Source organism: Burkholderia sp. L-4, assembly GCF_056856535.1.
The window spans coordinates 1,366,165-1,391,754 of the sequence record NZ_JBXEOX010000001.1 but is presented as its reverse complement, the minus strand read 5'-3'; the positions used below and the strand labels follow the sequence as shown (position 1 = coordinate 1,391,754).

The 25,590-nt window shown below is 69.7% G+C and carries 27 protein-coding genes and 2 pseudogenes; 9 read left to right on the top strand and 20 right to left on the bottom strand.

What is annotated here, in order from left to right; all coding sequences use genetic code 11:
- Positions 1–33 precede the first annotated feature (33 nt).
- The 5 genes from leuE to gloB all read right to left on the bottom strand — a co-directional run bounded on the left by leuE (position 34) and on the right by gloB (position 6,149).
- The gene (leuE, locus tag AC1VVG_RS06560; protein ID WP_034186651.1) at positions 34–693 is read right to left on the bottom strand and encodes a leucine efflux protein LeuE; all 660 of its coding nucleotides are present in this window, start codon (positions 691–693) and stop codon (positions 34–36) included.
- A 36-nt stretch (positions 694–729) separates the two neighbouring features.
- Positions 730–1,875: a glutamine-hydrolyzing carbamoyl-phosphate synthase small subunit gene (gene carA / locus AC1VVG_RS06555; RefSeq protein WP_049033901.1), complete on the bottom strand. Its 1,146-nt coding sequence runs from the start codon at positions 1,873–1,875 to the stop codon at positions 730–732.
- Between the two features lie 365 nt (positions 1,876–2,240).
- Positions 2,241–3,458 carry an MFS transporter gene (locus tag AC1VVG_RS06550; RefSeq protein WP_482835384.1) on the bottom strand — a complete coding sequence of 406 codons (1,218 nt, stop codon included), beginning with the start codon at positions 3,456–3,458 and terminating at the stop codon, positions 2,241–2,243.
- A 158-nt stretch (positions 3,459–3,616) separates the two neighbouring features.
- Complete coding sequence (locus AC1VVG_RS06545) at positions 3,617–5,191, bottom strand: transglycosylase SLT domain-containing protein (RefSeq protein ID WP_034186648.1); 1,575 nt, start codon at positions 5,189–5,191, stop codon at positions 3,617–3,619.
- A 151-nt stretch (positions 5,192–5,342) separates the two neighbouring features.
- Positions 5,343–6,149 carry a hydroxyacylglutathione hydrolase gene (gene gloB, locus AC1VVG_RS06540; RefSeq protein ID WP_482835383.1) on the bottom strand — a complete coding sequence of 269 codons (807 nt, stop codon included), beginning with the start codon at positions 6,147–6,149 and terminating at the stop codon, positions 5,343–5,345.
- Positions 6,150–6,167: 18 nt separating this feature from the next.
- On the opposite strand from gloB, the gene AC1VVG_RS06535 reads away from it, so the two are divergent.
- Genes AC1VVG_RS06535 through dnaQ form a run of 3 tightly spaced genes read left to right on the top strand, consistent with a single transcriptional unit; the run spans position 6,168 to position 8,194 of the window.
- A complete protein-coding gene (locus tag AC1VVG_RS06535) occupies positions 6,168–6,980 on the top strand; it encodes a class I SAM-dependent methyltransferase (RefSeq protein ID WP_034186646.1) in 813 nt (270 codons plus the stop codon).
- Entirely contained in the window at positions 6,977–7,420 is a 444-nt protein-coding gene (gene rnhA / locus AC1VVG_RS06530; protein WP_021163370.1) for a ribonuclease HI, read from the top strand. Before AC1VVG_RS06535 ends, rnhA begins: the two co-directional genes overlap by 4 nt.
- Before the next feature lie 39 nt (positions 7,421–7,459).
- On the top strand, positions 7,460–8,194 hold the full coding sequence (gene dnaQ / locus AC1VVG_RS06525) for a DNA polymerase III subunit epsilon (RefSeq protein ID WP_034186645.1): 735 nt from the start codon (positions 7,460–7,462) through the stop codon (positions 8,192–8,194).
- A 28-nt stretch (positions 8,195–8,222) separates the two neighbouring features.
- Here dnaQ and AC1VVG_RS06520 read toward each other — a convergent pair whose 3' ends face one another.
- Complete coding sequence (locus AC1VVG_RS06520) at positions 8,223–8,555, bottom strand: YnfA family protein (protein ID WP_034186644.1); 333 nt, start codon at positions 8,553–8,555, stop codon at positions 8,223–8,225.
- A gap of 541 nt (positions 8,556–9,096) precedes the next feature.
- Between AC1VVG_RS06520 and proP the strand changes: the two genes are divergently transcribed.
- A complete protein-coding gene (proP, locus tag AC1VVG_RS06515) occupies positions 9,097–10,587 on the top strand; it encodes a glycine betaine/L-proline transporter ProP (protein WP_034186643.1) in 1,491 nt (496 codons plus the stop codon).
- Positions 10,588–10,696: 109 nt separating this feature from the next.
- On the opposite strand, the gene AC1VVG_RS06510 is transcribed toward proP, so the two are convergent.
- The gene (locus AC1VVG_RS06510; RefSeq protein ID WP_034186642.1) at positions 10,697–10,903 is read right to left on the bottom strand and encodes a hypothetical protein; all 207 of its coding nucleotides are present in this window, start codon (positions 10,901–10,903) and stop codon (positions 10,697–10,699) included.
- A gap of 128 nt (positions 10,904–11,031) precedes the next feature.
- Positions 11,032–11,661: pseudogene (locus tag AC1VVG_RS06505) on the bottom strand (glutathione S-transferase).
- Positions 11,662–11,835: 174 nt separating this feature from the next.
- Between AC1VVG_RS06505 and AC1VVG_RS06500 the strand changes: the two are divergent.
- Entirely contained in the window at positions 11,836–13,053 is a 1,218-nt protein-coding gene (locus AC1VVG_RS06500) for a polyhydroxyalkanoate depolymerase (protein ID WP_034186640.1), read from the top strand.
- A 7-nt stretch (positions 13,054–13,060) separates the two neighbouring features.
- On the opposite strand, the gene AC1VVG_RS06495 is transcribed toward AC1VVG_RS06500, so the two are convergent.
- The 11 genes and pseudogenes from AC1VVG_RS06495 to madL form a co-directional block, all read right to left on the bottom strand.
- On the bottom strand, positions 13,061–13,705 hold the full coding sequence (locus AC1VVG_RS06495) for a phosphoribosyltransferase (protein WP_404823356.1): 645 nt from the start codon (positions 13,703–13,705) through the stop codon (positions 13,061–13,063).
- A 126-nt stretch (positions 13,706–13,831) separates the two neighbouring features.
- The gene (locus AC1VVG_RS06490; RefSeq protein WP_175902415.1) at positions 13,832–14,353 is read right to left on the bottom strand and encodes a phospholipase D-like domain-containing protein; all 522 of its coding nucleotides are present in this window, start codon (positions 14,351–14,353) and stop codon (positions 13,832–13,834) included.
- Between the two features lie 117 nt (positions 14,354–14,470).
- Positions 14,471–15,400 (bottom strand): acyltransferase domain-containing protein, encoded by a 930-nt coding sequence (locus tag AC1VVG_RS06485; protein WP_482835382.1) that lies wholly within the window; start codon positions 15,398–15,400, stop codon positions 14,471–14,473.
- Complete coding sequence (gene mdcB, locus AC1VVG_RS06480) at positions 15,397–16,263, bottom strand: triphosphoribosyl-dephospho-CoA synthase MdcB (RefSeq protein ID WP_069705424.1); 867 nt, start codon at positions 16,261–16,263, stop codon at positions 15,397–15,399. Before mdcB ends, AC1VVG_RS06485 begins: the two co-directional genes overlap by 4 nt.
- Positions 16,260–16,927, bottom strand: a pseudogene (gene mdcG / locus AC1VVG_RS06475) (malonate decarboxylase holo-[acyl-carrier-protein] synthase). Before mdcG ends, mdcB begins: the two are co-directional and overlap by 4 nt.
- Complete coding sequence (gene mdcE, locus AC1VVG_RS06470) at positions 16,914–17,621, bottom strand: biotin-independent malonate decarboxylase subunit gamma (protein ID WP_482835381.1); 708 nt, start codon at positions 17,619–17,621, stop codon at positions 16,914–16,916. The pseudogene mdcG and the gene mdcE overlap by 14 nt, the downstream one beginning before the upstream one ends.
- A complete protein-coding gene (locus AC1VVG_RS06465; RefSeq protein ID WP_124609544.1) occupies positions 17,608–18,540 on the bottom strand; it encodes a biotin-independent malonate decarboxylase subunit beta in 933 nt (310 codons plus the stop codon). Before AC1VVG_RS06465 ends, mdcE begins: the two co-directional genes overlap by 14 nt.
- A complete protein-coding gene (gene mdcC / locus AC1VVG_RS06460) occupies positions 18,537–18,854 on the bottom strand; it encodes a malonate decarboxylase acyl carrier protein (protein ID WP_049031215.1) in 318 nt (105 codons plus the stop codon). The genes AC1VVG_RS06465 and mdcC overlap by 4 nt, the downstream gene beginning before the upstream one ends.
- A gap of 10 nt (positions 18,855–18,864) precedes the next feature.
- On the bottom strand, positions 18,865–20,511 hold the full coding sequence (gene mdcA / locus AC1VVG_RS06455; protein WP_034186632.1) for a malonate decarboxylase subunit alpha: 1,647 nt from the start codon (positions 20,509–20,511) through the stop codon (positions 18,865–18,867).
- A gap of 134 nt (positions 20,512–20,645) precedes the next feature.
- Positions 20,646–21,413 carry a malonate transporter subunit MadM gene (gene madM / locus AC1VVG_RS06450; protein ID WP_482835380.1) on the bottom strand — a complete coding sequence of 256 codons (768 nt, stop codon included), beginning with the start codon at positions 21,411–21,413 and terminating at the stop codon, positions 20,646–20,648.
- 11 nt (positions 21,414–21,424) lie between these two features.
- Positions 21,425–21,820, bottom strand: coding sequence for a malonate transporter subunit MadL (madL, locus tag AC1VVG_RS06445; protein WP_034186756.1), 396 nt, complete (start codon positions 21,818–21,820; stop codon positions 21,425–21,427).
- Positions 21,821–22,145: 325 nt separating this feature from the next.
- On the opposite strand from madL, the gene AC1VVG_RS06440 reads away from it, so the two are divergent.
- Both AC1VVG_RS06440 and AC1VVG_RS06435 read left to right on the top strand, forming a co-directional pair.
- Positions 22,146–22,994: a LysR substrate-binding domain-containing protein gene (locus tag AC1VVG_RS06440; RefSeq protein ID WP_059560550.1), complete on the top strand. Its 849-nt coding sequence runs from the start codon at positions 22,146–22,148 to the stop codon at positions 22,992–22,994.
- 174 nt (positions 22,995–23,168) lie between these two features.
- Entirely contained in the window at positions 23,169–23,447 is a 279-nt protein-coding gene (locus tag AC1VVG_RS06435) for a DUF4148 domain-containing protein (RefSeq protein WP_482835379.1), read from the top strand.
- 9 nt (positions 23,448–23,456) lie between these two features.
- Here the strand turns inward: AC1VVG_RS06435 and AC1VVG_RS06430 are convergent, their stop codons facing one another.
- Complete coding sequence (locus AC1VVG_RS06430) at positions 23,457–24,374, bottom strand: 3-hydroxyacyl-CoA dehydrogenase NAD-binding domain-containing protein (protein WP_034186628.1); 918 nt, start codon at positions 24,372–24,374, stop codon at positions 23,457–23,459.
- Between the two features lie 245 nt (positions 24,375–24,619).
- Here AC1VVG_RS06430 and AC1VVG_RS06425 point away from each other — a divergent pair, with 245 nt between their 5' ends.
- Both AC1VVG_RS06425 and AC1VVG_RS06420 read left to right on the top strand, forming a co-directional pair.
- Positions 24,620–25,060 carry an Hsp20 family protein gene (locus AC1VVG_RS06425; RefSeq protein WP_049033116.1) on the top strand — a complete coding sequence of 147 codons (441 nt, stop codon included), beginning with the start codon at positions 24,620–24,622 and terminating at the stop codon, positions 25,058–25,060.
- A 16-nt stretch (positions 25,061–25,076) separates the two neighbouring features.
- Positions 25,077–25,487 (top strand): Hsp20/alpha crystallin family protein, encoded by a 411-nt coding sequence (locus AC1VVG_RS06420; protein ID WP_049033114.1) that lies wholly within the window; start codon positions 25,077–25,079, stop codon positions 25,485–25,487.
- The last annotated feature ends 103 nt before the right edge of the window (positions 25,488–25,590 follow it).

Here is a 25,590-nt window from a genome sequence, read left to right as displayed (position 1 = left end):
AAGTAATCGTTGTCGTGGGTCGGCCGGCAGCACTCAGCTCATGGTCGCGAGCGCAAGCTTCACCGAGAAGCCGATGAACAGGCCGCCCACGCTGCTCGCCGCGCCTGCCGCAAGCTTGCGGCGGCGGCGGAAATGCTCGGCGAGCCGCGCGCCCGCGAAGATCAGCGTGCTCAGGTACAGGAAGCTCGCGCATTGCGCGATCGCCCCGAGCACGACGAACGACAGCGCGGGATGCGGAAATGCCGGGTCGACGAACTGGATGAAGAACGAGATGAAGAACAGGATCGCCTTCGGATTCAGCAGGCTCACGATCAGCGCTTTCCGGAAGGGCCGCTCGCCGTCAACCGCCTGCGGCGCATCGACCGGTGCGTCGCCGCGCGCGCGCAGCTTGCGCCACGCGCTGCGCAGCATCCCGGTGCCGATGTACAGCAGATACGCGGCGCCGCCGTACTTGACGACGGAGAACAGCAGCGGGTTCGCCTTCAGCAGCGACGCGACGCCCGCGGCGGACAGCACCATCAGCACCGTATCGCCGACGAACACGCCGCAGGCCGCGCGGTAGCCGGCCTTCACGCCGCGCTGCGCCGCCAGCGACAGCACGTACATCGAGTTCGGTCCCGGCAGCAGGATGATGAAGATCACGCCGAACACGTAGGTCCAGATATCCGTGATGCCGAGTGCGTGGCCGAACATGATGTGAATCTCCCGTCCTTCGGTTGCGTCAGTGACTTAGGCGTTGCGCTGTTTCGCCGCGTCCATCAGCGCGGTGAAACGGTCGAACAGGTAGCCGATGTCGTGCGGGCCGGGCGACGCTTCCGGGTGGCCCTGGAAGCAGAATGCCGGCTTGTCGGTCAGCTCGAAGCCCTGCAGCGTGCCGTCGAACAGCGACACGTGCGTCACGCGCGCATTGGCCGGCAGCGAATCGGCGTCGACCGCGAAGCCGTGGTTCTGCGAGGTGATCACGACACGGCCGTCGCCGAGATCCTTCACCGGATGGTTCGCGCCGTGGTGGCCCGTCTTCATCTTCAGCGTCTTCGCGCCGACCGCGAGGCCCATGATCTGGTGACCCAGGCAGATGCCGAAGGTCGGCACCCCGCGCGCGATGAATTCCTTCGTGGCCGCGATCGCGTAATCGCAGGGCTCCGGATCGCCGGGGCCGTTCGACAGGAAGATGCCGTCCGGATTCAGCGCGAGCGCATCGGCCGCGCTCGCCTGCGCCGGCAGCACCGTCACGTGGCAGCCGCGCTCCGCGAGCATGCGCAGGATGTTGTACTTGACGCCGAAATCGTACGCGACGACGCGATACTTCGGCGCTTCCTGCATGCCGTAGCCGCCTTCGAGGCGCCATTCGGTCTGCTTCCACTCGAACGGCTTCGTGGTCGACACGACCTTCGCGAGGTCCATGCCCGCGAGGCCCGGGAACGAGCGCGCGAGCTCGATCGCCTTCGCTGCGTCGTCCGAGCCGGTCAGGATGCAGCCGTTCTGCGCGCCCTTGTCGCGCAGGATGCGGGTCAGCTTGCGGGTGTCGATGCCGGCGATCGCGACGACGCCTTCGTCGCGCAGGTAGTCGCCGAGCGTGCGGTCCATGCGGAAATTCGACGCGAGCGTGGGCAGATCACGGATGATCAGGCCGGCGGCATGGACTTTCGTGGCTTCGACGTCTTCGGCGTTGACGCCGACGTTGCCGATATGCGGGTAGGTGAGCGTGACGATCTGGCGCGAGTAGCTCGGGTCAGTCAGGATTTCCTGATAGCCGGTGATCGCGGTATTGAACACGACTTCGCCGATCGTGTGGCCTTCGGCCCCGATCGAATAACCACGAAAGACCGTGCCGTCGGCGAGTGCAAGCAAGGCGGGAGAAAAAGACGGCAACACGGGAGGCTCCTTGGGGAACACCCTGCTGCCGACCTGTTTACCCTGCCGCGCGAGCGCCGCGCTGCGTGGGCGCGCGTGGTCGCTTGCTGGACGCGGCCTGCGTTGTCGAGTCGCGAACCCGGCGCGTGGCGCACGAGGCTTCGCGGCATCGCCCGGCAGGCGGCGTGCGGCGGATGAACGGGATGAAAGAGGTAGGCGCTAGGGTGCGAGGTTGATCAGCACAAACTTTCAAATTATAGCCTGAAAATGGCCCTATCTTCAATGGATATGGCCGTCCGATCGTACGCGCGCCGCGCCCTGCCGCACGGCGCGGCGCGCTGCGGCCCCGTTTCCAGGACCGCCCTACCCGCCAGCGTACCGCCGGATCAGTGCGCTTGGCCAGCGCCGCGCGCGGGCCACACGTACCAGGCCGCACTCGCGAGCTGCAGCGCGAGCAACACGCCCCACGCGGTGAAGTGCGCGGCCGCCGGATAACGGCCGTCGACCGCCGGCCAGTGCGACAGCACCGCGCCGACGCCGATCTGGAACGCGAAGATCAGCAGGAAGATCACGAGCGTGAGCGTCGTGTTCGCGCGGCCGATCAGATGCGCGGGAAAGTGTCCGGCCATCACCGCGTAGGTCAGGATGCCGACGCCGCCAAACATCCCGTATGCCGCCCACAGCGCGGCCGGCGGCAGCGGCACGCGCGCGACAATCGCCAGTTGCGTCGCGACGAACAGCGCCATGCCGACGCCGCAGAACGCGTAGACCGACACGCCGCGCCGCTCGAGCACGCGCGCGGCCGCGCCGAAGCCGACGCAGCCGGCCATCATCGCGAAGCCGAGCACCGACACGAGGCGCGCGGCATGCGCCGCATCGAAACCGGCGACATCGCGCAGATACGGCCCGACCCACAGCGACTGCATCGCGTAGAACACGCCCTGCGTGACGACGGAGAATGACGAGATCTTCCAGAACGCGCGGCTGCTCAGGATGTGCCACGTGCCCTTGAACTGGCTGACGAGGCCGCCCTGGTGGCGCGCCTGCCTCGCCTCGGGCGCACCGAAGCCGATCGACGCCGCGACGGCCACCGTCAGCACCGCGAGGCCGAAACAGATCGCGCGCCAGCTCGTCCAGCCGAGCAGCCAGGTCAGCGGCGAGCCGACCATCACGCCGCCAAGGCCGCCCACGGCCATCACGAGGCCGTTGACGAGCGGCAGCCGGCCGACGGGGAAATGCTGCGCGAGTGCCTTGAACGCCGCGCCGAGACATACCGATACGCCGACGCCGATCAGCAGCCGGCCGACCATCATCGTGCCGAGGCCGTGCGCGGCGCCGAACACGGCTGCACCGGCCGCCGCGAACAGCAGCATGCCGGCCGTCACGCGACGCGGGCCGAAGTGGTCGAGCATCACGCCGGCCGGAATCTGCGCGCCCGCGAAGCCGAGGAAATAGAGGCTGGTCAGCAGGCCGAGGTCGGCGGCCGACAGCCCGAGCTCGTGCGTGACGAACGGCGCGAAGCCCAGATTGACGCCGCGAAACACGTACGACACGAAATACCCGACCGAAAACAGCGCGAGCACCCTCACCTGCACCGACGACATCACTTCCCCTCGTTATATGAAGACATCCGAAACGGCGCCCTCGCACCGCGCACAAACGAAAACGCCGTCACCTCGGTGACGGCGTTTCGTCGCATTTCGTCGGATGATAGCGCAATCGCGCGAACCCGATCGGCCGCCCGCTGCGCGGGGCAGCCGCGTTACTTCTTCTTGCCCTTGTGTGCCGCGGCCTTGGCCGGCGCGGCCTTCGCGGGCGCCGCCTTCGCCGACCTGGCGGCCGGCTTTGCCGCACCGCGCTTCGCGCCGTGCGACTTGCCGCCCACCGCGAGGCTTGCACGCTCGATGTGCGCCCCGGCGGACGACGTCGCGATCCGCTCCGGGCCGGGTTCCGCCGGCACCGAACGGCCGACCGGCACGTGCAGCACGAGCGCCTGGCCCGGCATCGCGAGATCGCGGTGCGTGCGGTTCCACGCCTTCAACTGACCGACCGACACGCCGTAGCGGCCGGCGATCGCCGCCATCGACTGCTTGCGGCGCACGCGGATCAGCATCTTGCGCGTGTCGGGTACGTCCGGTTCCATCGCGAGCGCGCCGTTTTCGGCGACGTCGGCGCTGATGTCCTCGTCATCGTCGTCGCCGCGCGGCACGACGATCGTCGAGCCCGGCTTCAGGCGCATGCCGGCCGGAATCTTGTTGACCGACATCAGCGTATCGGCGTCCACGCCGATCTTCTCGGCGATCGCGGCCGGGCGCGCGCGCTCGCTCACCGTATAGGTGGTCCACGTCGACAGTTGGCCGTTGTAGGTCTTCAGGTTCTTCTCGAACGCCGACGCGTTGTCGAACGGCAGCAGGATCTGCGGCTCGGTCGCCCCGAGGATCACCGGCTTCGAGAACGACGGGTTCAGCGAGCGGAACTCGTCGAGCGACAGGTTCGCGAGCTTCGCGGCAACCGCGACGTCGATGTCGCGCGCGGTCGTGACCGTCACGAAATACGGGTGGTTCGGGATGTCCGGCAGCGTCAGGCCATACTGCTGCGGGCTCGCGATGATGTTCTTCACCGCCTGCAGCTTCGGCACGTAGTTGCGCGTCTCGTTCGGCATCCGCAGGTTCTGGTAGTCGGTCGGCAGGCCGGCCGCCTGGTTGCGCGCGATCGCGCGCTGCACGTTGCCCTCGCCCCAGTTGTACGCGGCCAGCGCCAGATACCAGTCGCCGAACATGTCATGCAGGCGCGACAGGTAGTCGAGCGCGGCGCTCGTCGACGCGAGCACGTCGCGGCGCTCGTCCTGCCACATGTTGCGCTTCAGGTTGTACGTGCGGCCCGTGCCGGGCATGAACTGCCACATGCCGGCCGCCTTCGCGACCGACAGCGCCTGCGGGTTGTACGCGGACTCGATGAACGGCAGCAGCGCGAGCTCGGTCGGCATGTGACGCGCCTCGAGCTCCTCGACGATGTGATACAGGTACTTCTGCGAGCGCTCGGTCATGCGCTGCACGTAATCCGGACGCTGCGTGTACCAGGTCGTCTGCATGTCGACGAGGTCGCTCTGCAGGTCGGGCATCTGGAAGCCGCGGCGGATGCGCCCCCACAGATCGGAGTCGGCACTGGTCAGGTCGCCGACGGATTGCTTGTCGACGTCGACAGTTTCTTTGGCGGTGGCTGATTTACGGAGGTAGTTGGACGTCGCCTGCGAATCGGCGGCGTTGTTGGCGACAGGCGCCTGGCTCGCACAAGCGGCGAGTAGCAGGACCACCATCGCACTCAATATAAGTCGCATGAAAATCTCGGCTTCCGACGGCTGGAAATTGCAGGCGATACTACGGAAGTGCGTGCTTCACGTCAATAAAAACACCGAAAACTCAGCGAAATCCTACATTTGGAGCAATTTTTACAGACACCGCTTGAGCTTTGGAGTCCTCCGGAAATCATCATCGGAACCGGTTTTTCCACTCGCGCATCAGCGTGAATGCCGCCAGACGATCCGGCACTGTTTCGTGCAGCTCGGCCTCGAGCGTGGCACGTATCGCCGCGCTGTCCGCCCGCATGAACGGGTTAACGGCACGCTCGTGAGCAATCGTAGTGGGCAGCGTCGGCACGCCGCGCGCGCGCAGCGCCTGCGCTTCGTCGCGCCACGCGGCGAGCGCCGCATTGCCGGGCTCGCACGCGAGCGCGAAGCGGATATTGGACAGCGTGTATTCGTGTGCGCAATGCACGCGCGTGTCGCCCGGCAGCGCCGCGAGCGCGTCGAGCGACGCGAGCATCTGCGCGGGCGTGCCTTCGAACAGGCGGCCGCACCCGCACGAGAACAGCGTGTCGCCGCAGAACACGTGCGGCGCCGCGTTGCGCGGCCCGGCCGCCTGGAAATAGGCGATGTGGCCGCGCGTATGACCGGGTACGTCGAGCACGTCGAACGCGACGGCCGGCGCGTCGAGCGTCACGCGATCGCCGCCCGCCAGCGGCCGCGTGACCACGCCGATCGCTTCGGCCGCGGGGCCGTATACCGCCAGCGGCGCATCGGCCGGTTGGCTATCGCGCAGCGCCTCGACACCGCCGACATGGTCGGCGTGGTGGTGCGTGAGTAAAATAGCGGTCAACCGCCAGCCTCGTTCGGCAAGAACCCGGCGTACGGGCGCGGCTTCACCCGGATCGACGGCGATTGCATCGCGGCCGTCCGAGACGAGCCAGATATAGTTGTCTTCGAATGCCGGAACCGGCACGTATTCCAGCTCGTTCATGGGCGCGCAATCATCGTTATGTCTGACCGTCAAATTATAGACTGGCCCGCCTGGACCGACTCGCCTCCCGGCCGCTACGTGCTGGGCTGGGAGCAGGCGCAGCTCGACCGGATCGTGTCCGACGTCTTCGGGTTCCACGCGCTGCAGCTCGGCTTGCCGCAGCTCGACGCGTTGCGCGAGAACCGCATGCCGTATCGCGGCCTCGTGCTCGACCCGGCGAGCGGCGCGAGCGCGCCGTACCAGTACCCGTGGGCACGCGAGGCGCACGCACCCGAGCATGCGCCCGCCGATCGCAGCACGACCTGGTGCGACCTGCTCGACCTGCCGTTCGAGTCGCAGAGCGTCGACCTGATCGTGATGCCGCACACGCTCGAATTCACGTCCGACCCGCACCGCCTGCTGCGCGAGGCCGAGCGCGTGCTGATGCCGGAAGGCCAGCTCGTGATCACCGGCTTCAATTCGCTCAGCCTGTGGGGCATGCGCCAGTCGTTCGGGCGCATGGCGAACCACCCGTTCGTGCCGGCCACGCGCGACCAGATCGCGTTCATCCGGCTCAAGGACTGGATCAAGCTGCTCGGTTTCGACCTCGAACGCGGCCGCTTCGGCTGCTACCGCCCGCCGCTCGTCACCGACAAGTGGCTGGCCCGCTACGGCTTCATGGAGGCCGCCGGCGACCGCTGGTGGCCGATCTTCGGCGCCGTCTACATGGTGACGGCCGTCAAGCGCGTGCGCGGCATGCGCCTCGTCGGCCAGATCAAGATGAAGAAGCCCGTGCTCGCCCCGGGCCTGACGCCGGCGGCCTCCCCGACCACCCATCAAGAACATTCATGACAATCGATACCATCGACATCTATACCGACGGCGCCTGCAAGGGCAACCCCGGCCCCGGCGGCTGGGGCGCACTGATGCGCTACGGCGACAAGGAGAAGGAGCTGTTCGGCGGCGAGCCGAACACGACCAACAACCGCATGGAGCTGATGGGCGTGATCGCCGCGCTCGAAGCGCTGAAGCGGCCGTGCCAGGTGATCGTCCATACCGACTCGCAGTACGTGCAGAAAGGCATCAGCGAGTGGATCCACGGCTGGAAGAAAAAAGGCTGGGTCACCGCGGCGAAAACACCCGTGAAGAACGCCGACCTGTGGAAGCGGCTCGACGCGCTCGTCGCGCAGCATGAAGTCGAGTGGCGCTGGGTCAAGGGCCACGCGGGCCACCCCGAAAACGAGCGCGCGGACGCGCTCGCCAATCGCGGCGTCGAATCGCTCACGGCCTGAACGCCGGCCGCCCCCCCTGTTTTCTTCGTTTTCCCCGACATGCGCCAGATCATTCTCGATACCGAAACCACCGGCCTGAACGCCCGCACGGGCGACCGCCTCATCGAAATCGGCTGCGTCGAGCTGCTGAACCGGCGGCTCACCGGCAACAACCTGCATTTCTACGTGAACCCCGAGCGCGACAGCGATCCGGGCGCACTGGCGGTGCACGGCCTCACGACCGAATTCCTCAGCGACAAGCCGAAATTCGCGGAAGTCGCCGACCAGATCCGCGACTTCGTGAAGGACGCCGAGCTGATCATCCACAACGCGCCGTTCGACCTTGGCTTTCTCGACGCGGAATTCGCGCGGCTCGGCCTGCCGCCGTTCACCGAACATTGCGGCGGCGTGATCGACACGCTCGTGCAGGCCAAGCAGATGTTCCCAGGCAAGCGCAACTCGCTCGACGCGCTGTGCGACCGCTTCGGCATCAGCAACGCGCACCGCACGCTGCACGGCGCACTGCTCGACTCGGAGCTGCTCGCCGAGGTGTATCTCGCGATGACGCGCGGCCAGGACAGCCTCGTGATCGACATGCTCGACGACGCGGGCGCCGACGGCGGCGCGGCGAACGGCCAGCGCGTCTCGCTCGCCGCGCTCGACCTGGCCGTCGTGGTCGCGAGCGACGACGAACTCGCCGCGCACCAGGCGCAGCTCGACGAGCTCGACAAGTCGGTCAAGGGCACCTGCGTGTGGCGCAAGTCCGCCGACGAAGGCGCCGCGGAAGCGGCCTGACGCCTGCCCATACCCGCCGCGGCCGCGCTTACGCGCGCGGCTGCAGCGCGATGACGGCCATCCCGCCGAGCGCGAGCGCCGCGCCGGCCACGTCCCAGCGGGTCAGCGCGACGCCGTCGACCACCCGCAACCACACCAGCGCCACCGCGATGTAGACGCCGCCGTACGCGGCATAAGTGCGCCCGGCCGCGCTCGGGTGCAGCGTCAGCAGCCACGCGAACAGCGCGAGCGAGAGCGCGGCCGGCACCAGCAGCCAGGCCGGACGCCCGTCCTTCAGCACGAGCCACGGCAGGTAGCAGCCGACGATTTCGGCCAGCGCGGTAGCGGCGAACAGCGCCGCGATCCTGATCAGTTCGGTCATCCGGTTCCTCGTGAATTCGGCCCCCGTCGCCGGGCGCTGCACGGCCCCGCCGCGCGTCGCCGATCATACCCGAGCAGGCCTCGCCGAATCCCCCGCCAGGCGGGCGTCTCCCGGTAATTTGCACGATCATCCGTCATCGTGCTATCATGTCGCCTGTTTCAACATTCAATCTCTGTCTATTCGATTTCGAGAGAAACCCGTCCGCGCGTTGCGGGCCGGCCTTTCGACCGAAATTGCACCCACAGGAAAGCCCGCCCGACAGGCCCGCTTTTCTCGTTTCGTTGCCCCTCCGGGGCGTTGCCGGAACACCGGACCCTTCGTCCGCACCGGTATCCGCCGCCTGCATCACGCGGCCCATTCTTCATGAGCGCACTGTCGCGACGGCCCATCGGGCCCGCGTCGAAGCAGCCCCTTACGGCCTTTTGCTGCCCCTTGTGCAGTAAGCGCTTAATGGTCTGCCCCGACGCGCCGCACCCGACATCGCGCTCGCCGGCAAACCGTGTCGGACGGCCCGCCCGTTCCGGCGCAGTCAAAGGAGTGCATGACCTTGACCGCAACACACGTCAGCCCGACCGCTGCTTCTTCCACCGCTTCGCCGTCCGGCGAGGCTCCGCTCGCCGCGGACGACATCACCGTCGTCGACCAGAGCCTGCTCAAGCGCGCCGTCAGCGCGATGGCCATCGGCAACGCGATGGAATGGTTCGACTTCGGCGTCTACAGCTACATCGCCGTCACGCTCGGCAAGGTGTTCTTCCCGTCCAGCAGCCCGTCCGCGCAACTGCTCGCGACCTTCGGCACGTTCGCGGCCGCGTTCCTCGTGCGCCCGCTCGGCGGCATGGTGTTCGGCCCGCTCGGCGATCGCATCGGCCGCCAGCGCGTGCTCGCCGCGACGATGATCATGATGGCCGTCGGCACCTTCGCGATCGGCCTGATCCCGAGCTACGCGTCGATCGGCATCATGGCGCCCGTGCTGCTGCTCGTCGCCCGCCTCGTGCAGGGCTTCTCGACCGGCGGCGAGTACGGCGGCGCCGCCACCTTCATCGCCGAATTCTCGACCGACAAGCGCCGCGGCTTCATGGGCAGCTTCCTCGAGTTCGGCACGCTGATCGGCTACGTGATGGGCGCCGGCGTCGTCGCGCTGCTCACCGCGTCGCTGTCGCAGGAAGCGCTGCTGTCGTGGGGCTGGCGCGTGCCGTTCCTGATCGCCGGCCCGCTCGGCCTGATCGGCCTCTACATCCGGATGCGGCTCGAGGAAACGCCCGCGTTCAAGCGCCAGGCCGAAGAGCGCGAAGCGCAGGACAAGGCCGTGCCGAAGGCGCGGTTCCGCGAGACGCTGATGCGCAACTGGCGTGCGCTGCTGCTGTGCGTCGGCCTCGTGCTGATCTTCAACGTGACCGACTACATGGTGCTGTCGTACCTGCCGAGCTTCATGTCGTCGACGCTGCACTTCGACGAATCGCACAGCCTCGTGCTCGTGCTGATCGTGATGGTGCTGATGATGCCGATGACGCTGTACGCCGGCCGCCTGTCGGACAAGATCGGCCGCAAGCCCGTGATGCTCGCCGGCTGTGTCGGCCTGCTCGTGTTGTCGATCCCGTCGATGATGCTGATTCACGCGGGCACCACGGCGTCGGTGTTCGGCGGCCTGCTGATCCTCGGCGTGCTGCTGTCGTGCTTCACCGGCGTGATGCCGTCGGCGCTGCCGGCGCTGTTCCCGACCGAGATCCGCTACGGCGCGCTCGCGATCGGCTTCAACGTGTCGGTATCGCTGTTCGGCGGCACGACGCCGCTGATGACCGCGTGGCTCGTCGACGTGACGCACAACCTGATGATGCCCGCGTATTACATGATGGGCGCCGCCGTGATCGGCATCGTGTCGGTCGTCGCGCTCGCGGAAACCGCGCGCCAGCCGCTGAAGGGCTCGCCGCCGGCCGTCGCGACGCGTCGCGAGGCGCACCAGCTCGCGCGCAAGCTGCGTGAAGAGGACGATGCGCCGCAGATGTACGACGTCGCGACGCCGGCACGCGCGTGAGCGTCCTGCAATGAAAAAGCCCCGGCCGCAGCCGGGGCTCGATCGAACCCGATCCGCCCGACCGGCTTGCGCCGGCCGGGTTTTTTTCATCCTTTCGATGCGGCCGCCTTCACGCGCGCGCTTCGCAATGGCGGCAGAAGATCAGCTCGCGCGAACGCGACACGGCCGCCTGGGCACCGCGCGTCGCCATGATCAATCCGACCTGGCCGAGATTGAAATCGCGCTCGACCATCAGCTGCGTCAGCGCGGCGAGCGGCAACACGACGGACGGGTGGTACAGGCTCGATTCGATCAGGGCTTTCATCATCGGCTCCATCTGGCAATGCGTCATTCGATGGAGTGGATTCTAGGGACCGGCCGCTTCCGGATAAACAGCGCGAATGCGAAGTCACTTGTCAGCGGTTGCGAACAATCGGCAAACCCTTGCCGGACAAGGCACTCGGCCTACGCGAGCGGCGTTTCGACGAATGCCGGCAGCGTCTCGGCCCGTGCCGAATGCGCGGCCAGCGCCGGATAGCGGGCCGGATCGATCCGCGCGAGCGCCGGGTAATCGGCCGCCATGAATTGCGTGAAACGCCATGCGACCGCGACCGTCACGTCGGATTGCAGCAGGCGCGCACCGCCTAACCAGCCGTTCGCGGCCGCGACGAGCGGCTCCAGTGCGCCGTATGCGGCCTCAAGCTGGCCCAGCACGCGCTCGAGCCACGGCGCGTGCTGCTTGTCGGCCGGTCGCAGCGCCTGCTCGTAGACGACCTGGACGGTCTTTTCGGCCGCCGCCAGCGCGAACCCGACGGGCACGAGCACGCGCAACCGCGCATCAGCGGTGTCGGGCAGCAGGCGCCGCTAGGGCGCGACGCAATGATCGAGATAGTCGACGATCAGCGACGAATCGATCAGCGTCGAGCCGTCGTCGGTCACCAGCGTCGGCGCCTTGACGACCGGGTTGAAGGTGCCGAACTGCTCGAAATGACGAAACACCGAGATCGAATGGTGTTCGAACGGCAGGTCGAGCAGCTTCGCCGAAATGGCGACACGGCGCACGAACGGGGAATCCAGCATGCCGATCAGCTTCATCGCAAACGCTCCGCTTCTGGGGGGATGGGACCGACGACTGTAGCAGTGTCGCGCCGCACCGGCCAGCGCGCCCGCACGCTTGATGCTAAGCAGACGGCCGCGCTTTCGGCTCCCGTTGCGCGGCCACAGTGACCATAATGAAGATTCACGCCCCCTTCCGCCCCAAGGTTCGCCATGTGGTATGCCCTCGTCGAGCAGCAGCGGGAATGGATGCGCGCCTGGCGCGCGGCGACGCGGCACGCGTTCGACGCATGGCCCGCAGCCACGCTGCCGCACGCCGCGTCGTCGTGCTACGACGACCTGTTCGAACCGCTGCTCGGCCCGTCGGCCGGGCCGCCGCGCTTCGACATCGGGCGGCCGGCCGTCGACGAACGCGTCGTCGCCCGCACGCCGTTCTGCGACCTGCGGCGCTTCGTGCGCGCCGACGCACGGCGCACGGTGCTGCTGTGCGCGCCGCTCGCCGGGCACGCGGCCGTGATGATGCGGGAAACCGTCGAGACGCTGCTCGCCGACGGCGACGTCTGCGTGACCGACTGGCGCAATGCGCGCGACGTGCCGCCTGCAGCAGGCCGCTTCGGGCTCGACGAGTACGTCGCGCTGCTCGACGGCTTCGTCGACGGCCTCGCGCACGACGCCCGGCCGCTGCACGTCGTCGCCGTGTGCCAGGCCACCGTGCCGGCGCTCGGCGCGCTCGCGCTGCGTGCCGCGCGCGGCCTCGCACCGCCCGCGAGCATCACGCTGATCGGCGGCCCGCTCGACGCGCGCCGGAACCCGAGCGCACTCGGCACCGCCGCCGCCACCCACTCGCTCGACTGGTGCCGCCGCCACCTGATCGACATCGTGCCGCCCGGTTTCGCGGGGCACGGCCGCCACGTGTTCCCGACCTACCTGCAGCAGGGCGAGATCGCGCTGCTGTATCCGCAGCGCTTCCTCACGCTGATCGAGGCCTACGCGCTGGCCGCGTCACGCTTCGACATGGCCGGGCTCGCCGGTGCGCGACGGGCGCTGCTCGAATACACGGCGCTGCTCGACATGCCGGCCGATTATTTCCTCGACACGGTCGACATCGTGTTCCAGCGCATGAGCCTCGCGACCGGCACGTGGGACGTCGGCGGCACGCGCGTCGAGCCGGCCGCGCTGCGCGGCGTCGCGCTGCTGACCGTCGAAGGCGCGCGCGACGCGGTCACGGGCGCCGGCCAGACGCACGCGGCGCTCGACCTGTGCCGCGGCCTCACGGCCGGCGAACGCCATCGCGTCGACATCGACGATTGCGATCACTACGGGCTGTTTACCGGGCCGCGCTGGCGCGGCGACGTCCATCCGGCGCTGCAGCGCGTGTTCGCGCTGGCGGAAGCGGCCCGCCCGCGCACGCGCCGCGCCAGGCGGCCGTGATGCGGCTTCAGTGGCGCGCCGCGTCGAGCAGCCTGCGCACCTCGTCGTCGCTCGTCTGCTCGAAGCGGGCGTAGAACGGGCTGATCCCGAAGAACCGCAGCGGCTGCGACACCGTGACGAAGGCGTCGGCCAGATCGTCGAACGCGTGCCGCGCGCTCGCCGGCGCGACCGGTACCGCCGCGACGATGCGTGCGGGGCGGCGCTCGCGCAACGCCTGCAGCGCGACGCGCATCGACGCGCCGGTCGCGACGCCGTCGTCGACGACGATCGCGATGCGTCCGTCGACCGGCAGCGGCGGCACGGCGCCGCGATACAACGCCTCACGGCGATGCAGCTCGGCCGTCTCGCGCACTATCACGTCGGCGAGCTGCCCGTCCGACACGCCCATCGAGCGGATCACCGAACGCTGCAGATACATCGCGCCACCGGTCGCGATCGCGCCCATCGCGAGCTCGGGATCGAACGGCACGCCGAGCTTGCGCACGACCAGCACGTCGAGCGGCGCGCGCAGCGCGCAGGCGACCGGATACGCGACGGGCACGCCGCCGCGCGGCAACGCGAGCACGACGACGTCGCGCCGCCCCGCGTAATCGCGCAACGCGTCGGCCAGCTGGCGGCCCGCATCGGCGCGATCGGCAAAACATTCGGTCACGATCGGCTCCCTGCCGTTGCGCCGGATGCGCGACACCCGCGCCGGCGCGTTTGTCATCGAGCATGGTGCATCGGCCGCGCCGATGCAAGCAGGGTCATACCGGCGTGCACGACGCCGAAGGAAGGGTCAGAGGCCGCCGGCCTGCCGGTACAGCCGCCAGAACGACTGCGCATAGGATTGCGCGAGTTCGGGCGCGCGCTGGAACACGCTCACCGTTTCCGCATGGGCGGCCGCACCGTCGGACAGCGTCGTCAGCGCGACGCTGTCGTCGACGATCACGAAGCGCGGTGCCGGATCGCCATGCCGCGAATCGATCGCGACGTCGATGCCCGCGGATTTCAGAAAACCGGCGCCGCTGTAGCGGCCCGCGCGCGGCGAGCGCACGAGCACGACACGCACCTCGACTCCGCGCGCACGGGCCGCGCGCAACGCGCCCGCGACAGCCGGCGGCACGTGCGTATAGCCCGCCAGCAGCACGCGACGCTGCGCCTGTTCGATCAGGTCGACGGTCGCGTCGGCCGCCGCGTTGTCATACGAAAAGTAGGTGCCGACCGACGCGGCGTCGGACGGAATCTGGCTGGCGTGGGCGCTCGTCGCGCAGCACAGCGCGGCGAGAAGGATGGCGGCTGGTCTCATGGCGGGCGCCATTGTAGCGATGCCAATTCGCGTGGCAAGCACCGGCTGCGACGCTGCTGCGCCGGCGCAACACCCAGCCTGGAACGCGGGCGCGACGACTGTGTTTCAGCCCGTTTTTCGGGCCGAGGGTCAGGCCGCGACGCGCGCGAGCCAGCTCGTCACGCCGTCGACGGAACGGAAATCCGCGAGGCTGCGCGCCGGCAACGCCGGGTACGCGCCGCCGGCCATCTCGGCCAGCGCGCGCCCGGGGCCCAGTTCGAGAAACGCCGTCGCACCGGCCTCGACGCAGGCGGCGAGACAGGCCGCCCACTCGACCGGCTCCGCGATCTGCCGCGCGAGCTTGTCGAGGCCCGCGTCGACGTCGAGCACCGACGCCCCGTCGATCCCGGAAAACAGCCGCGTGCCGGGCAGCGGCCGCCGGACGTGCGTCGCGGCAAGCGCCGTGCGAAACACCGGCACGGCCGCCGCGAGCCGGCGCGTATGCGACGCGATCCGCACGCAGACCGGTGCGACGCGCAATGCGCCGGCGCGCGCCGCATCGTCGGCCACCGCATCGACGTCGGCCTGGCGCCCCGCGACGACGAACGCGTCGCCGGGATTCGCGATCGCGATGGCCGCATCGCGGCCGTCGCACAACGACGCGAGCCGCGCGCGCGTCAGGCCGCGCACGAACACCATCCGCTCGTCGTCGCCCCTCGCCGCATCCATCGCGCGCGCGCGCGCGTCGGCCAGGTCGAGCGCGTCATGCGGCTCGATCATCCCCGCGACGCTCCACGAACCGACCTCGCCGACGCTGTAGCCGGCGACGCAGCGCCGGCGCGGCCACGCCGTATCGAGCAGCGCGGCGGCCGCGAGCGCCTGGGTCGTGCAGAGGATCTGCGCGGCGCGGTTCTCGCGCAACGCGTCCGGCCCGGCCTGCCGGACCCACGCGCGCGGATCGTCGCCAAGGAGCCGGCCGGCATGGGCGAACACGGCGTCGGCCTGCGGCGCGGCGCCCGTCAGGTCGAACATGTCGGCGCGCTGCGCGCCCTGCCCCGAACAGAGGATGGCCAGCGTCATCGCGGGTGCCCGTCGGCGTCGAGCGCATCGACGAATACGCTCATCGCGAGCAGGTCGGCCGCGCCGCCCGGGCTCAATCGGCGTGCGACGAACGCACGGTGCGCGGCGGCCGCGCGCAGCCGCCAGTCACGCGCCCGCACGCCGCCGCGTGCGACGAACGCACGGGCGGTCGCCCGCGCGAAATCGAGGCCGTGCTGCCCGCCCCGGTGCAACAGATTCGTGTCGTCGAGCGCGGCGATCAGCGCAAAGCACGCGTCAACGCGCGCGGCTTCCGGATCGCCGGGCAGGTCGCGCCGCGCGCGGCGCAGCGCGGGCAACCCGACCGCGTACACGGTCGGGAAGCCGTCAGCCGCTTCGCGACGCGCGCCGCCGACTCCGTAGCGGCGGCTCGCCCGCTCGCCATGGCTGTCGGGCAAACGCGGGCCGCCGAGGATGTCGGCACCCCAGCGGCCGGAGACGAACGCGCCGAGCGTCGTCCCGTTAGGCACCGCGCCCGGCACCGCGCGCCGGCCCGCGGCCGCGCACAGCAGCCCGAGCCCGAAGATCGCGCCGCGATGCGTATTGACGCCGCCGGTCGCGGCGAGCATCGCGTGTTCGGCACGCAGGCCGATCTTGCGCAGCACCGCCATGTCCGCGTCGCGTGCGCCCGCGTCGGCGAGTGCCGCGAAGTACGGCCGCAGCACCGCGGCGCTGCGCGCGAACGTCGCGGCATCCATGTCGGTGTGACTGCCGGTGTCGACATGGCTGACGAGACCCGGCTTCGGATAAGTCTCGATCTCGAGCACGAGGCTGCGCTCGGCCAGCGCGGCGATGCGCTCGGCATCCGACGGCGCCGCTACGCGGCAGGCAGCCCATGCGCTCATCGCGCGCCTCCGGCGAATGCGTCGGCCGCCATCAATTCGACGGCGACCGCGGTCTTGACCGCGACTTCGGGGCGCCGCGCATGCAGTTCGCGCCAGTTGACGCCCGCGCCGTCGGCGCGCAGCAGTTCGCCGTCGATGCGCATCGGCGCGTGCGCGTCGATCGCCGCGAGACCGTCGAGCAACGGCCGGAGCGACGTGGCATCCGGCAGCGGAAACACGATGTCGAGGTCGGACGACGGGCCCAGGTACGGCTCGCCCGTCAGTGCCTGCCACGCGAGGCTGCCGAACACGCGCCCCTGCACGCCGCTGCGCGCGCCGAGCGCGTCGAGCGCGCGCAGCGGTACGTGCCATGCGTCGGGCGCGGCGCCGAGCACGTCGGCCAGCGCGGGCAGCGGGCCGACCGTCGCGAGCGCGTCGGCGGCGACGTTCAGCGCGATACGCCGCTTGCCCGCCGCCGGCGGCAGCGGCATGCCGAGCGGCACGCGGCCGGCGCCGGCTTCATCCGGCGACGCGCGGCGCACGATCAGCGGCCAGCCGCGTCCGCCCATGCGCGCACGAGCGGATCGCCCGCGAGCGCGCGGTCGCGCGCGAACGCCGCGTCCCACCCGGCCGCCGTCAGCGTGACGAGCGTGTGGCGGCGCAGCGGCAGCTCAGCGCGCGGCACGCGCGAGTGCCTCGACGCGCTGCGCGACGTCGGTCGCGACCGGCCGGCCGCGCGACGCGCGCCGGTCGATTCGGTCGGCCGGTTTGCCGAGCCATTCGCCGACCTGTGCGTCGAGCGCGCGGGCCGGGTCGAGCACGGCGTCGACGGCGCCCATCTTCACGAGATTGTCGAGCCCCGGCGCGAACACCGGCGTCGTACGCGACATCTCCTTCAGCACGTCGATCGGCAGCTTGGTCACGCGCGACATCGACGGCAGGTCCATCACCTCCGGCTCGGCGCCCGGCACCGCGAGCAGCGTGCGCGTCGCGAGCGCGGTCGCGATGAACGCGCCGGCGGCGGTGTGGCCGTACAGCACGCCGATCGTCCGGTGCCCGGCGAGATCGGCATGCATCAGGCACTTCGCGAGATGCGACAGCCCTTCGTTCAGGCCGAGCAGCTCGTCGCGCTTGCTCATCCGCTGGCTGTCGCTGTCGACGAGCACGACGATCGGCGTGTCGCCGCCGCGCGCGACCGTGTCGAGCACCTGCGACGCGAGCGTCAGCGCTTCGTCGATGCCGAACGGCAAGCGGTCGGTGACGCCGATCACGTCGACCCGCGCACCGGCCAGTTCCGCATGGCCGGTCAGCAGGCCGCCGTGACGCACGATCGAATGGTCCTTCGGAAACAGCGAATTCAGTACTTCATCGAGCGTCATGCTGCGGCTCCTGTAACTGGTCGGCGAGCGTGGCGAATGCGTCGTCGGGCATGCCGGGAATCGCCTCGGGCTGATCGGCCCCGAGCATGCGCCACACGTCGAGCGCATCCCTGCATGCGCCGAACCGGGCGACACGCGCTTCCAGGCGCGCCTGTTCCGCGCGCAGCATCGCCGCATCGAACCTCGGCGCGCGGCCGATCAGCTCGAGCGCCGCCGCGCGGAACGCGTCCGGCGTGTCGGCCACGTAACGGTCGGCACCGCCGATCAGCCGCCGGTGCTTGCCGCCCATCGTGCGCCAGATCAGCGCGCGATCCTTCGAATCGAATTCCTCGACGCCGCGATTGGTCTCGATCACTTCGGGGCCCGACACGCTGATGCGCCCCTGCTCCGACACCGCGAGCGCCGAACAGCACGCGGCGAGCAACCCGCCGCCGCCGTAGCAGCCCGCACGCCCGCCGATCAGCCCGATCACCGGCACGCCGGCCGCGCGCGCGTCGACGAGCGCACGCATGATCTCGGCGATCGCGAGCTCGCCCGCGTTCGCTTCCTGCAGCCGCACGCCGCCCGTATCGAACAGGATCAGCACCGGCTTGCCGATTTCGCGCGCGGCGCGCAGCAGCCCGGTGAGCTTCGCGCCGTGCACCTCGCCGAACGCGCCGCCCATGAAGCGGCCTTCCTGCGCGGCGACAAACACCGGCCGGCCGTCGAGCCGCCCGTGGCCGACCACCATCCCGTCGTCGAACTGCTGCGGCAGGTCGAACAGCGGCAGGTGCGGGCTCGTCACGCGCTCGGCCGGCCCGAGGAATTCGTCGAAGCTGCCCGTGTCGAGCAGTCCGTCGATGCGCTGCCGCGCCGACGCCTCGTACCAGCTAGCGCCGTTCGCGACGAACGCCGGTGCGTCGTGGATCACGTCGCTCATCGTGCGTCCCCCTCGATCGCGCGCACGGCCTGCGCGAGCCGCAGCGACACCATGTCGGGCCGCGCGCCGCCGTCGTTGATCGACAGCTTCAGGCCGCCCGGCGCGCGCCGTTCGACGAAATCCGACACGACGGCCTGCCATACCGCACCGAAACCGACCGCCGCGGTGCGGATGTCGATCTCGCATTCGTTGCCCGGCAGCACGCGCTCGACGAGCACCTCGAGATTGCCGGACGCGACCACGCCGACGAGCGCCGCGGCCTGCTCGCCCTTCGCGCGTTCGCGCGCGGTGAAGCGATAGTTCAACTGTTCCATGCCCTCTTCCTCACCAGTTGCGGAACCGCGCCGGCGGCGCATAGAGCCCGCCCGACCAGTGCACGAGATCCTTGATCGAACGCGCGGCGAGCCAGCGACGGTCGGCGTCGAGCGGATCGATGCCGAGATCCTCCGGGCGGCGGATCACGCCGCGTTCGCGCAGCCGCTCGACCATCTTCCGGTCACGGCCGCGGCCGATCTCCGTATAACCGGCGACGCCGCGGATCGCGTGCTCGCGTTCGTCCTTGTCGCGACACATCAGCAGGTTCGCGATCCCTTCCTCGGTAACGATGTGCGTGACGTCGTCGCCGTAGACCATGATCGGCGCGAGGTCGAGCTGCAGCTTGTCGGCGAGCTTCAGCGCGTCGAGCTTCTCGACGAACATCGGCACGTTCTTGTCGCCGAACGTCTCGCCGATCTGCACGACGAGCTTGCGGCCGCGCCTGAGCGCCGCCGGCGTGTCGGGGTCGGCTTCCGCGCCGGCCTTCAGCCACGGCGCGCTCGGATGGCGCCGGCCGCGCGCGTCGCTGCCCATGTTCGGCGCGCCGCCGAAGCCGGCGATGCGCTCGGCCGTGACCGTCGACGAATGGCCGGACAGGTCGATCTGCAGCGTCGAGCCGATGAACATGTCGCACGCGTAGAGGCCGGCCGTCTGGCAGAACGCGCGGTTCGAGCGCAGCGACCCGTCGGGGCCCGTGAACCACACGTCGGACCGTTCGCGGATGTAGTCGTCCATCCCGACTTCGGAGCCGAAGCAGTGCACCTGCTCGACCCAGCCCGACTCGATCGCGGGAATCAGCGTCGGATGCGGATTGAGCGCCCAGTGCGTGCAGACCTTGCCCTTCAGCCCGAGCTTCTCGCCGTAGGTCGGCAGCAGCAGCTCGATCGCGGCCGTGTTGAAGCCGATCCCGTGGTTCAGGCGCTTGATGCCGTACGGCTCGTAGATGCCCTTGATCGCGAGCATCGCGGTGAGGATCTGCGTTTCGGTGATCGCGGCCGGATCGCGAGTGAACAGCGGCTCGACGTAGAACGGCCGGCCGGCCTCGACGACGAAATGCACGCGGTCGCCCGGGATGTCGACGCGCGGCACCTTGTCGACGATGCGGTCGACCTGCGCGATCACGATGCCGTCCTTGAATGCCGTGGCCTCGACGACGGTCGGCGTGTCCTCGGTGTTCGGGCCCGTGTACAGGTTGCCGTCACGGTCGGCGCTGACCGCCGCGATCAGCGCGACCTGCGGCGTCAGATCGATGAAGTAGCGCGCGAACAGCTCGAGATAGGTATGCACCGCGCCGAGCGCGATCTTGCCGCCGAACAGCAGCTTCGCGATGCGCTGCGACTGCGGGCCCGAGTACGCGAAATCGAGGCGCTTCGCGATGCCGCGCTCGAACACGTCGAGATGCTCGGGCAGCACGACGCCCGACTGCACCATGTGCAGGTCGTGGATCTTCGCGCTGTCGACGTCGGCGAGCGCCGTCGCGAGCAGGTCGGCCTGCTTCTGGTTGTCGCCTTCGAGGCACACGCGGTCGCCGGGCCGCAGCACCGCTTCGAGCAACGCGACGGTGTCGCGCGCATCGACCCGCTTGCCCTGCGCGTAAGCCGCGCCGGCCGCGAGCCGTGCATCGCGCGCCTGCCGCGCGTGATTCCATCCCGTCATGAACAGTTCTCCCGCTTCGATGGTTCAGCGGCATTCTAAGCCGGGCGCCGCCGCCGATTGATGATGTTGACGAATGCGACTCAGAGGACGCCGCGATGGATGCGGCCCGCGCGCGCGGGCCGCACCGCGGGGCCCTATGCGCCGACCAGCGCGCGGGTCGTGAAGTAGAGCACCGAGGGCCCGAGCAGGCAGCCGACGCCCGTATGGAACGTCGCGACCAGCGCGCCGTACGGGACCAGCCGGCGGTCGGTCGCGGCGAGCCCCGCGCTCACGCCGCTGACGGTGCCCGCGAGGCCGCCGAAGATCATCGCGGAGCGCGGCGTCTTCAGGCCCATGAAGCCGGCCGCGACCGGCGTGCCGACCATCACGATGATCGCCTTCACGAGCCCGGTGGCGATGCTCAGCGCGATCACGTCGGAACTCGCGCCGATCGCCGCGCCGGTGACGGGCCCGACGATGTAGGTGACGGCGCCCGCGCCGATCGTCGTCATGCTGACCGCGTCGGTGTAGCCGAACGCGCGCGCGATGCATGCGCCGACGATGAACGGCAGCACGGTGCCGAGCAGCAGCGACACGATGCCGACGAGCCCGGCCTTGCGCGCCTCGGTCGGCTGCACTTCGAACGCGGTCGCGACGATCGCGAAATCGCGCAGCATCGCGCCGCCCATCAGGCCGACACCCGCGAACAGCGGCACGTCGGCGATTCCCTTTTCGCCGCCGGTGAACGCGCCGCCGACGTACGCGAGCGCGAGACCGATCACGATCGCGATCGCGGAGCCGTGCACGCGGCCGAACGTCAGCTTGCGCGACGCGATCGACGACAGCCACATGATCAGGCCGACCAGCGCGAACGACGCGACGAGCCCGTTGTGGGCGACGGTTTTTTCGAGCATCTGCAGCATGGCGGCCTCCGTTACTGTTCTTCGAATTGCGGCACGCCCGCGAAGGCCGTGTCGTCGCGCCCGGTGCGCACCAGTACCGCGATGCAGCATGCGCAGATCGCGACCGCGCCGACGGCGGCCAGCAGCGCGACGGGACCGCCCTTCAGCGCGGCGACCACGTTCTGGTTCGCGGCCATCGCGACGACGACCGGAATGTACATCGCGCCCCAGAAACCGACGCCGGCCTCGGTCTCCTTCGGCAGCCAGCCGCGCCGGTGCAGCCACAGGCGCAGGCAGATCAGCAGCAGCATCGCGATGCCGACGCCGCCGACATTGGTCTTCACGCCGATCGCGCTGCCGAGCAGGTCGCCGAGAAACAGTCCGGCCAGATGGCAAAACGCCAGCAGCGCGGTTCCGTAGATGATCATGAGTCGTCTCCAGTCTCTTCGTGACGGGCGCCGGACGCACGCGGGAGCCGGCCCCGCACGGCGATCCCGTGCACGGACTTGTCTCCTGCGGCGGTGCGCCGCGGCCCGGCGGCCCGTCTGGCGGGCCTGTTCTCGGGCGGTCGATGGGATGATGCGGTTTCGGGCCGGACGCCGGATGCCGTAGACTGACCGAGGCAGCCGCCGGCACGACGCGGGCTACGCGCCGGTGCCCCCGTTGCGGGCCGCACTGGCGCGTGATCCGATACTAGCGCCGCCGATTCCCGCCATTTATGAAGTTGTCGAAACCGATTCAGTGGATTTAGCAATGCGTCCGTTACCGCCCGAGCTGCTGCGCAGCTTCGTCGCCGTCGCCCAGTCCGGCAGCTTCACCGCCGCGTCCGAGCGCGTGAGCCTGTCGCAGTCGACCGTCAGCCAGCACATCCGCCGCCTCGAGGAGCTGCTCGACCGGCCGCTGTTCGAACGCGACACGCGCAACGTGCACCTGTCGCAGCACGGTGACGCGCTGTTCCGCTACGCGGTGCGCATCCTCGAGCTGATGGACGAAGCCGTCACGTCGGTGTGCGGGCCGCCGCTGTCGGGCAAGGTGCGGCTCGCGATGTCGGAGGATTTCGCGTCCGCCCACCTGACGGCCGCGCTCGCGAGCTTCGTGCAGCGCAATCCGGACGTCGAGCTCGCGATCTCGACCGGGCTGTCGGGCGACCTGTTCGATGCGCTCGACGAGGGCCGGCACGACCTGGTGTTCGCGAAGCGTATCGCGGGCAGCCGGCGCGGCCGCGTGATCCGCAGCGAACCGCTGTACTGGTGCACCGGCCCCGAATCGCGGCTCACCGGCCACGAGGCCGTGCTGCCGCTCGCGATGCATCCGGAGCCGAGCGTGTCGCGCCGCCGCGTGCTCGAATCGCTCGAGGCCATCGGGCGGCCGTACCGGATCGCGGTAGTCAGCAGCAGCGTCGCGGTATTGCGCGCGGCCGCGAGCGCGGGGCTCGGCGTCAGCGCGTTCGCCGGCTACGTGATCCCGGCCGGACTCGCCCGGCTCGACGCGGGGCTGCCCGAACTCGGCGAACTCGAATACGTGATCGACCGGCCGGCAGCCGCGTCGCGCTCGACGCTCGCGCTCGAAGCCACGCTGATCGCGGCGGCGGCCGGGTTGTAACCGCACCGGGCGCACCGGGCGCGCCGCGCGCATGCACGGCCGCGCCCGCACCTGACAGCTTTGCCCGGAACGCGTCATCGTCCGCGCAGCACCCGCTCGCGACAATGGGACCCATCGGCAGGCACGGCGATCGCCGCGCGCATCCGGTACCCCGTCCCTTGATCGGAGCCCACCATGAACGTCTTGCGATTCGCCGTCGCGACCGCCGCAGCCGCGCTGCTGTCCCCCGCCTTTGCGCAAACCGACGCGTCGGCGCCCGCCCAGGGCCTGACACGCGCGGAAGTCATCGACCAGCTCAAGCAGGCCTATCTCGACGGCGTACTGCCGACGAACGACGGCAACTACCCGCCGGATGCCGCGACGCGGGCACGCAACCGCGAACTCGTGCAGGCCGCGAGCCCCGCCTGGCTCGCGCATGCGCCGCCCGCACCGCAGGCCGCGTCGCAGCAATAAGCCGCGCGCTCAGGGCAGGAAGCTGCGGCGCCGCGCATCGATCAGCTCGACGAGCAAACGGTCGCGCTCGGCCGCCAGCGCCTGCATCGAACGCTCGCCCTGGATCGCGCGCAGTTCTTCGTTCAGTTGGCGATCGACCTCCGGATCGAACGAGGGCGTGCCGAGGTCGTCCCACCAGCTCGCGATCGGCCCCGACAGGTGTTCGAGGAAGTGCGCGATCCCGCCCGCGCCGCCGCCGAGGTGATAGGTCAGGCACTGCCCCATCAGCCCCCAGCGCAAGCCGGGCCCCCACGCGACGGCCTTGTCCGCATCAGCGACACTCACGACGCCTTCGCCGACGAGGTGATACACCTCGCGGAACAGCGCGGCCGCGAGCCGGTTCGCGACGTGGCCGGTCATCTCCTTGTTGAGGACGATCGTCTGCTTGCCGAGCGCGTCGTAGAAATCCTTCACGCGCGCGATCACGTCCTGGCCGGTCGCATCGCCGCCGACCAGCTCGACGAGCGGAATCAGGTGCGGCGGATTGAACGGATGCGCGATCAGGCAACGCTCCGGATGCTTCGCGCACGCGGTCTGGATATCGGACATCTTCAGGCCCGACGAGCTCGATGCGATCGGTACGTGCGCGGGCAGCACGTCGTCCATCTGGCGGTACAGCGCACGCTTCAGGTCGAGCCGCTCCGGGCCGTTCTCCTGCACGAAGTCGACGCCGTCGAGCGCGCGCACCAGATCGGCGTCGAACGACAACCGCGAGGAAAGTTCGGCGGCACGCTCGCCGAGAAACGCGGCCAGCGCGTCGCGCAGCCGCGCGTCGGCTTGCGGCGCCGGATCGGTCGCGACGACGTCGAAACCCTGCGTCAGATAGAAAGCCGCCCAGCTCGCGCCGATCACGCCGGCGCCGACGATCGCGATACGTCGAATGTCCATGGTTGTCCCGTGTGGTTGTTCTGCGGATAGCTCGCGGCGATTGTCGCATCGAATCCCGTGCGCATGCATTGACGCGGATTGCGGATTCCCTCTTGAAATGCGCGATGGCGGCCACTAATTACCCGTCGTCGGGCAGTGCCTCATCCGTTGCACTGCCTCCGTTTCGATCCAGTGGAGCCCCCGTCGCGCCCGCCGCAGGCGTCGCGCCGTCACGTCTCCCGTGTTCCCTGTTCAGGAGGACCCACATGAGCGGTATCCATTTCGGCAACGACCTGTTCGACGAATTCGCCCGCGTGCAGCGGCAAGTGGCGAACCTGCTCGGCGAACGCCCGACCGGCATCCGCGCGGTGCGGCACGGCACGTTCCCGGCACTCAACGTCGGCGCCACCGACGATGCGATCGAGATCGTCGCGTTCGCACCCGGCATGGCCGCGGGCGACTTCGACGTATCGATCGACAAGGACCTGCTGACCGTCAGCGGCGAGCGCAAGCCGGCGCCGGGCATCGAAGGCGAAGACGTGCGGACCTACGCGCAGGAGCGTTTTCACGGCGCCTTCCGCCGCGTCGTCGAGCTGCCGCGCGACGCGGATCCCGACCAGGTCACCGCGCGCTACGAAAACGGCTGCCTGCTGATTCGCGTCGGCCGGCGCGAAGCCTCGAAGCCGCGTGCGATCACCGTTCAGTAATCTTCAGGATACCGACATGTATACGAACCCGACCCTGGCCGAACGCCAAACGAAACCCGTTCATCCTGCCGCCGCCGAGGCCGCGCGCCGGCCCGCGATCACGCCGAACGTCGACATCGTCGAGACCCCTCGCGGCGTCACGCTGCGGGCCGACCTGCCCGGCGTGCCGCGCGAGAACCTCGACGTGAAGGTGCACGACAACACGCTGACGATCGAAGCGGACACGCACATCGACACGCCGGCCGACCTGCGCGTGCGGCACGCGGAAGTGCGCGCGACCCGCTATGCGCGCTCGTTCGTGCTGAGTCCCGACCTCGACACGTCACGGATCGACGCGAACCTGCGCGACGGCGTGCTGACGCTGACGATTCCGCGCCGCGAGGAAACGCGCCCGCGCCGTATCGACGTGACGGCCGGCCACGCGTAAGCGTCGGCGTGAGTCGCGACGTGTCGCGGCACGCATGAAAGAAGCCCCGCCCGGCGCGATGCCGGGCGGGGCTTCTTTGTTGATCGGCGGCCCGGCGTGCGTG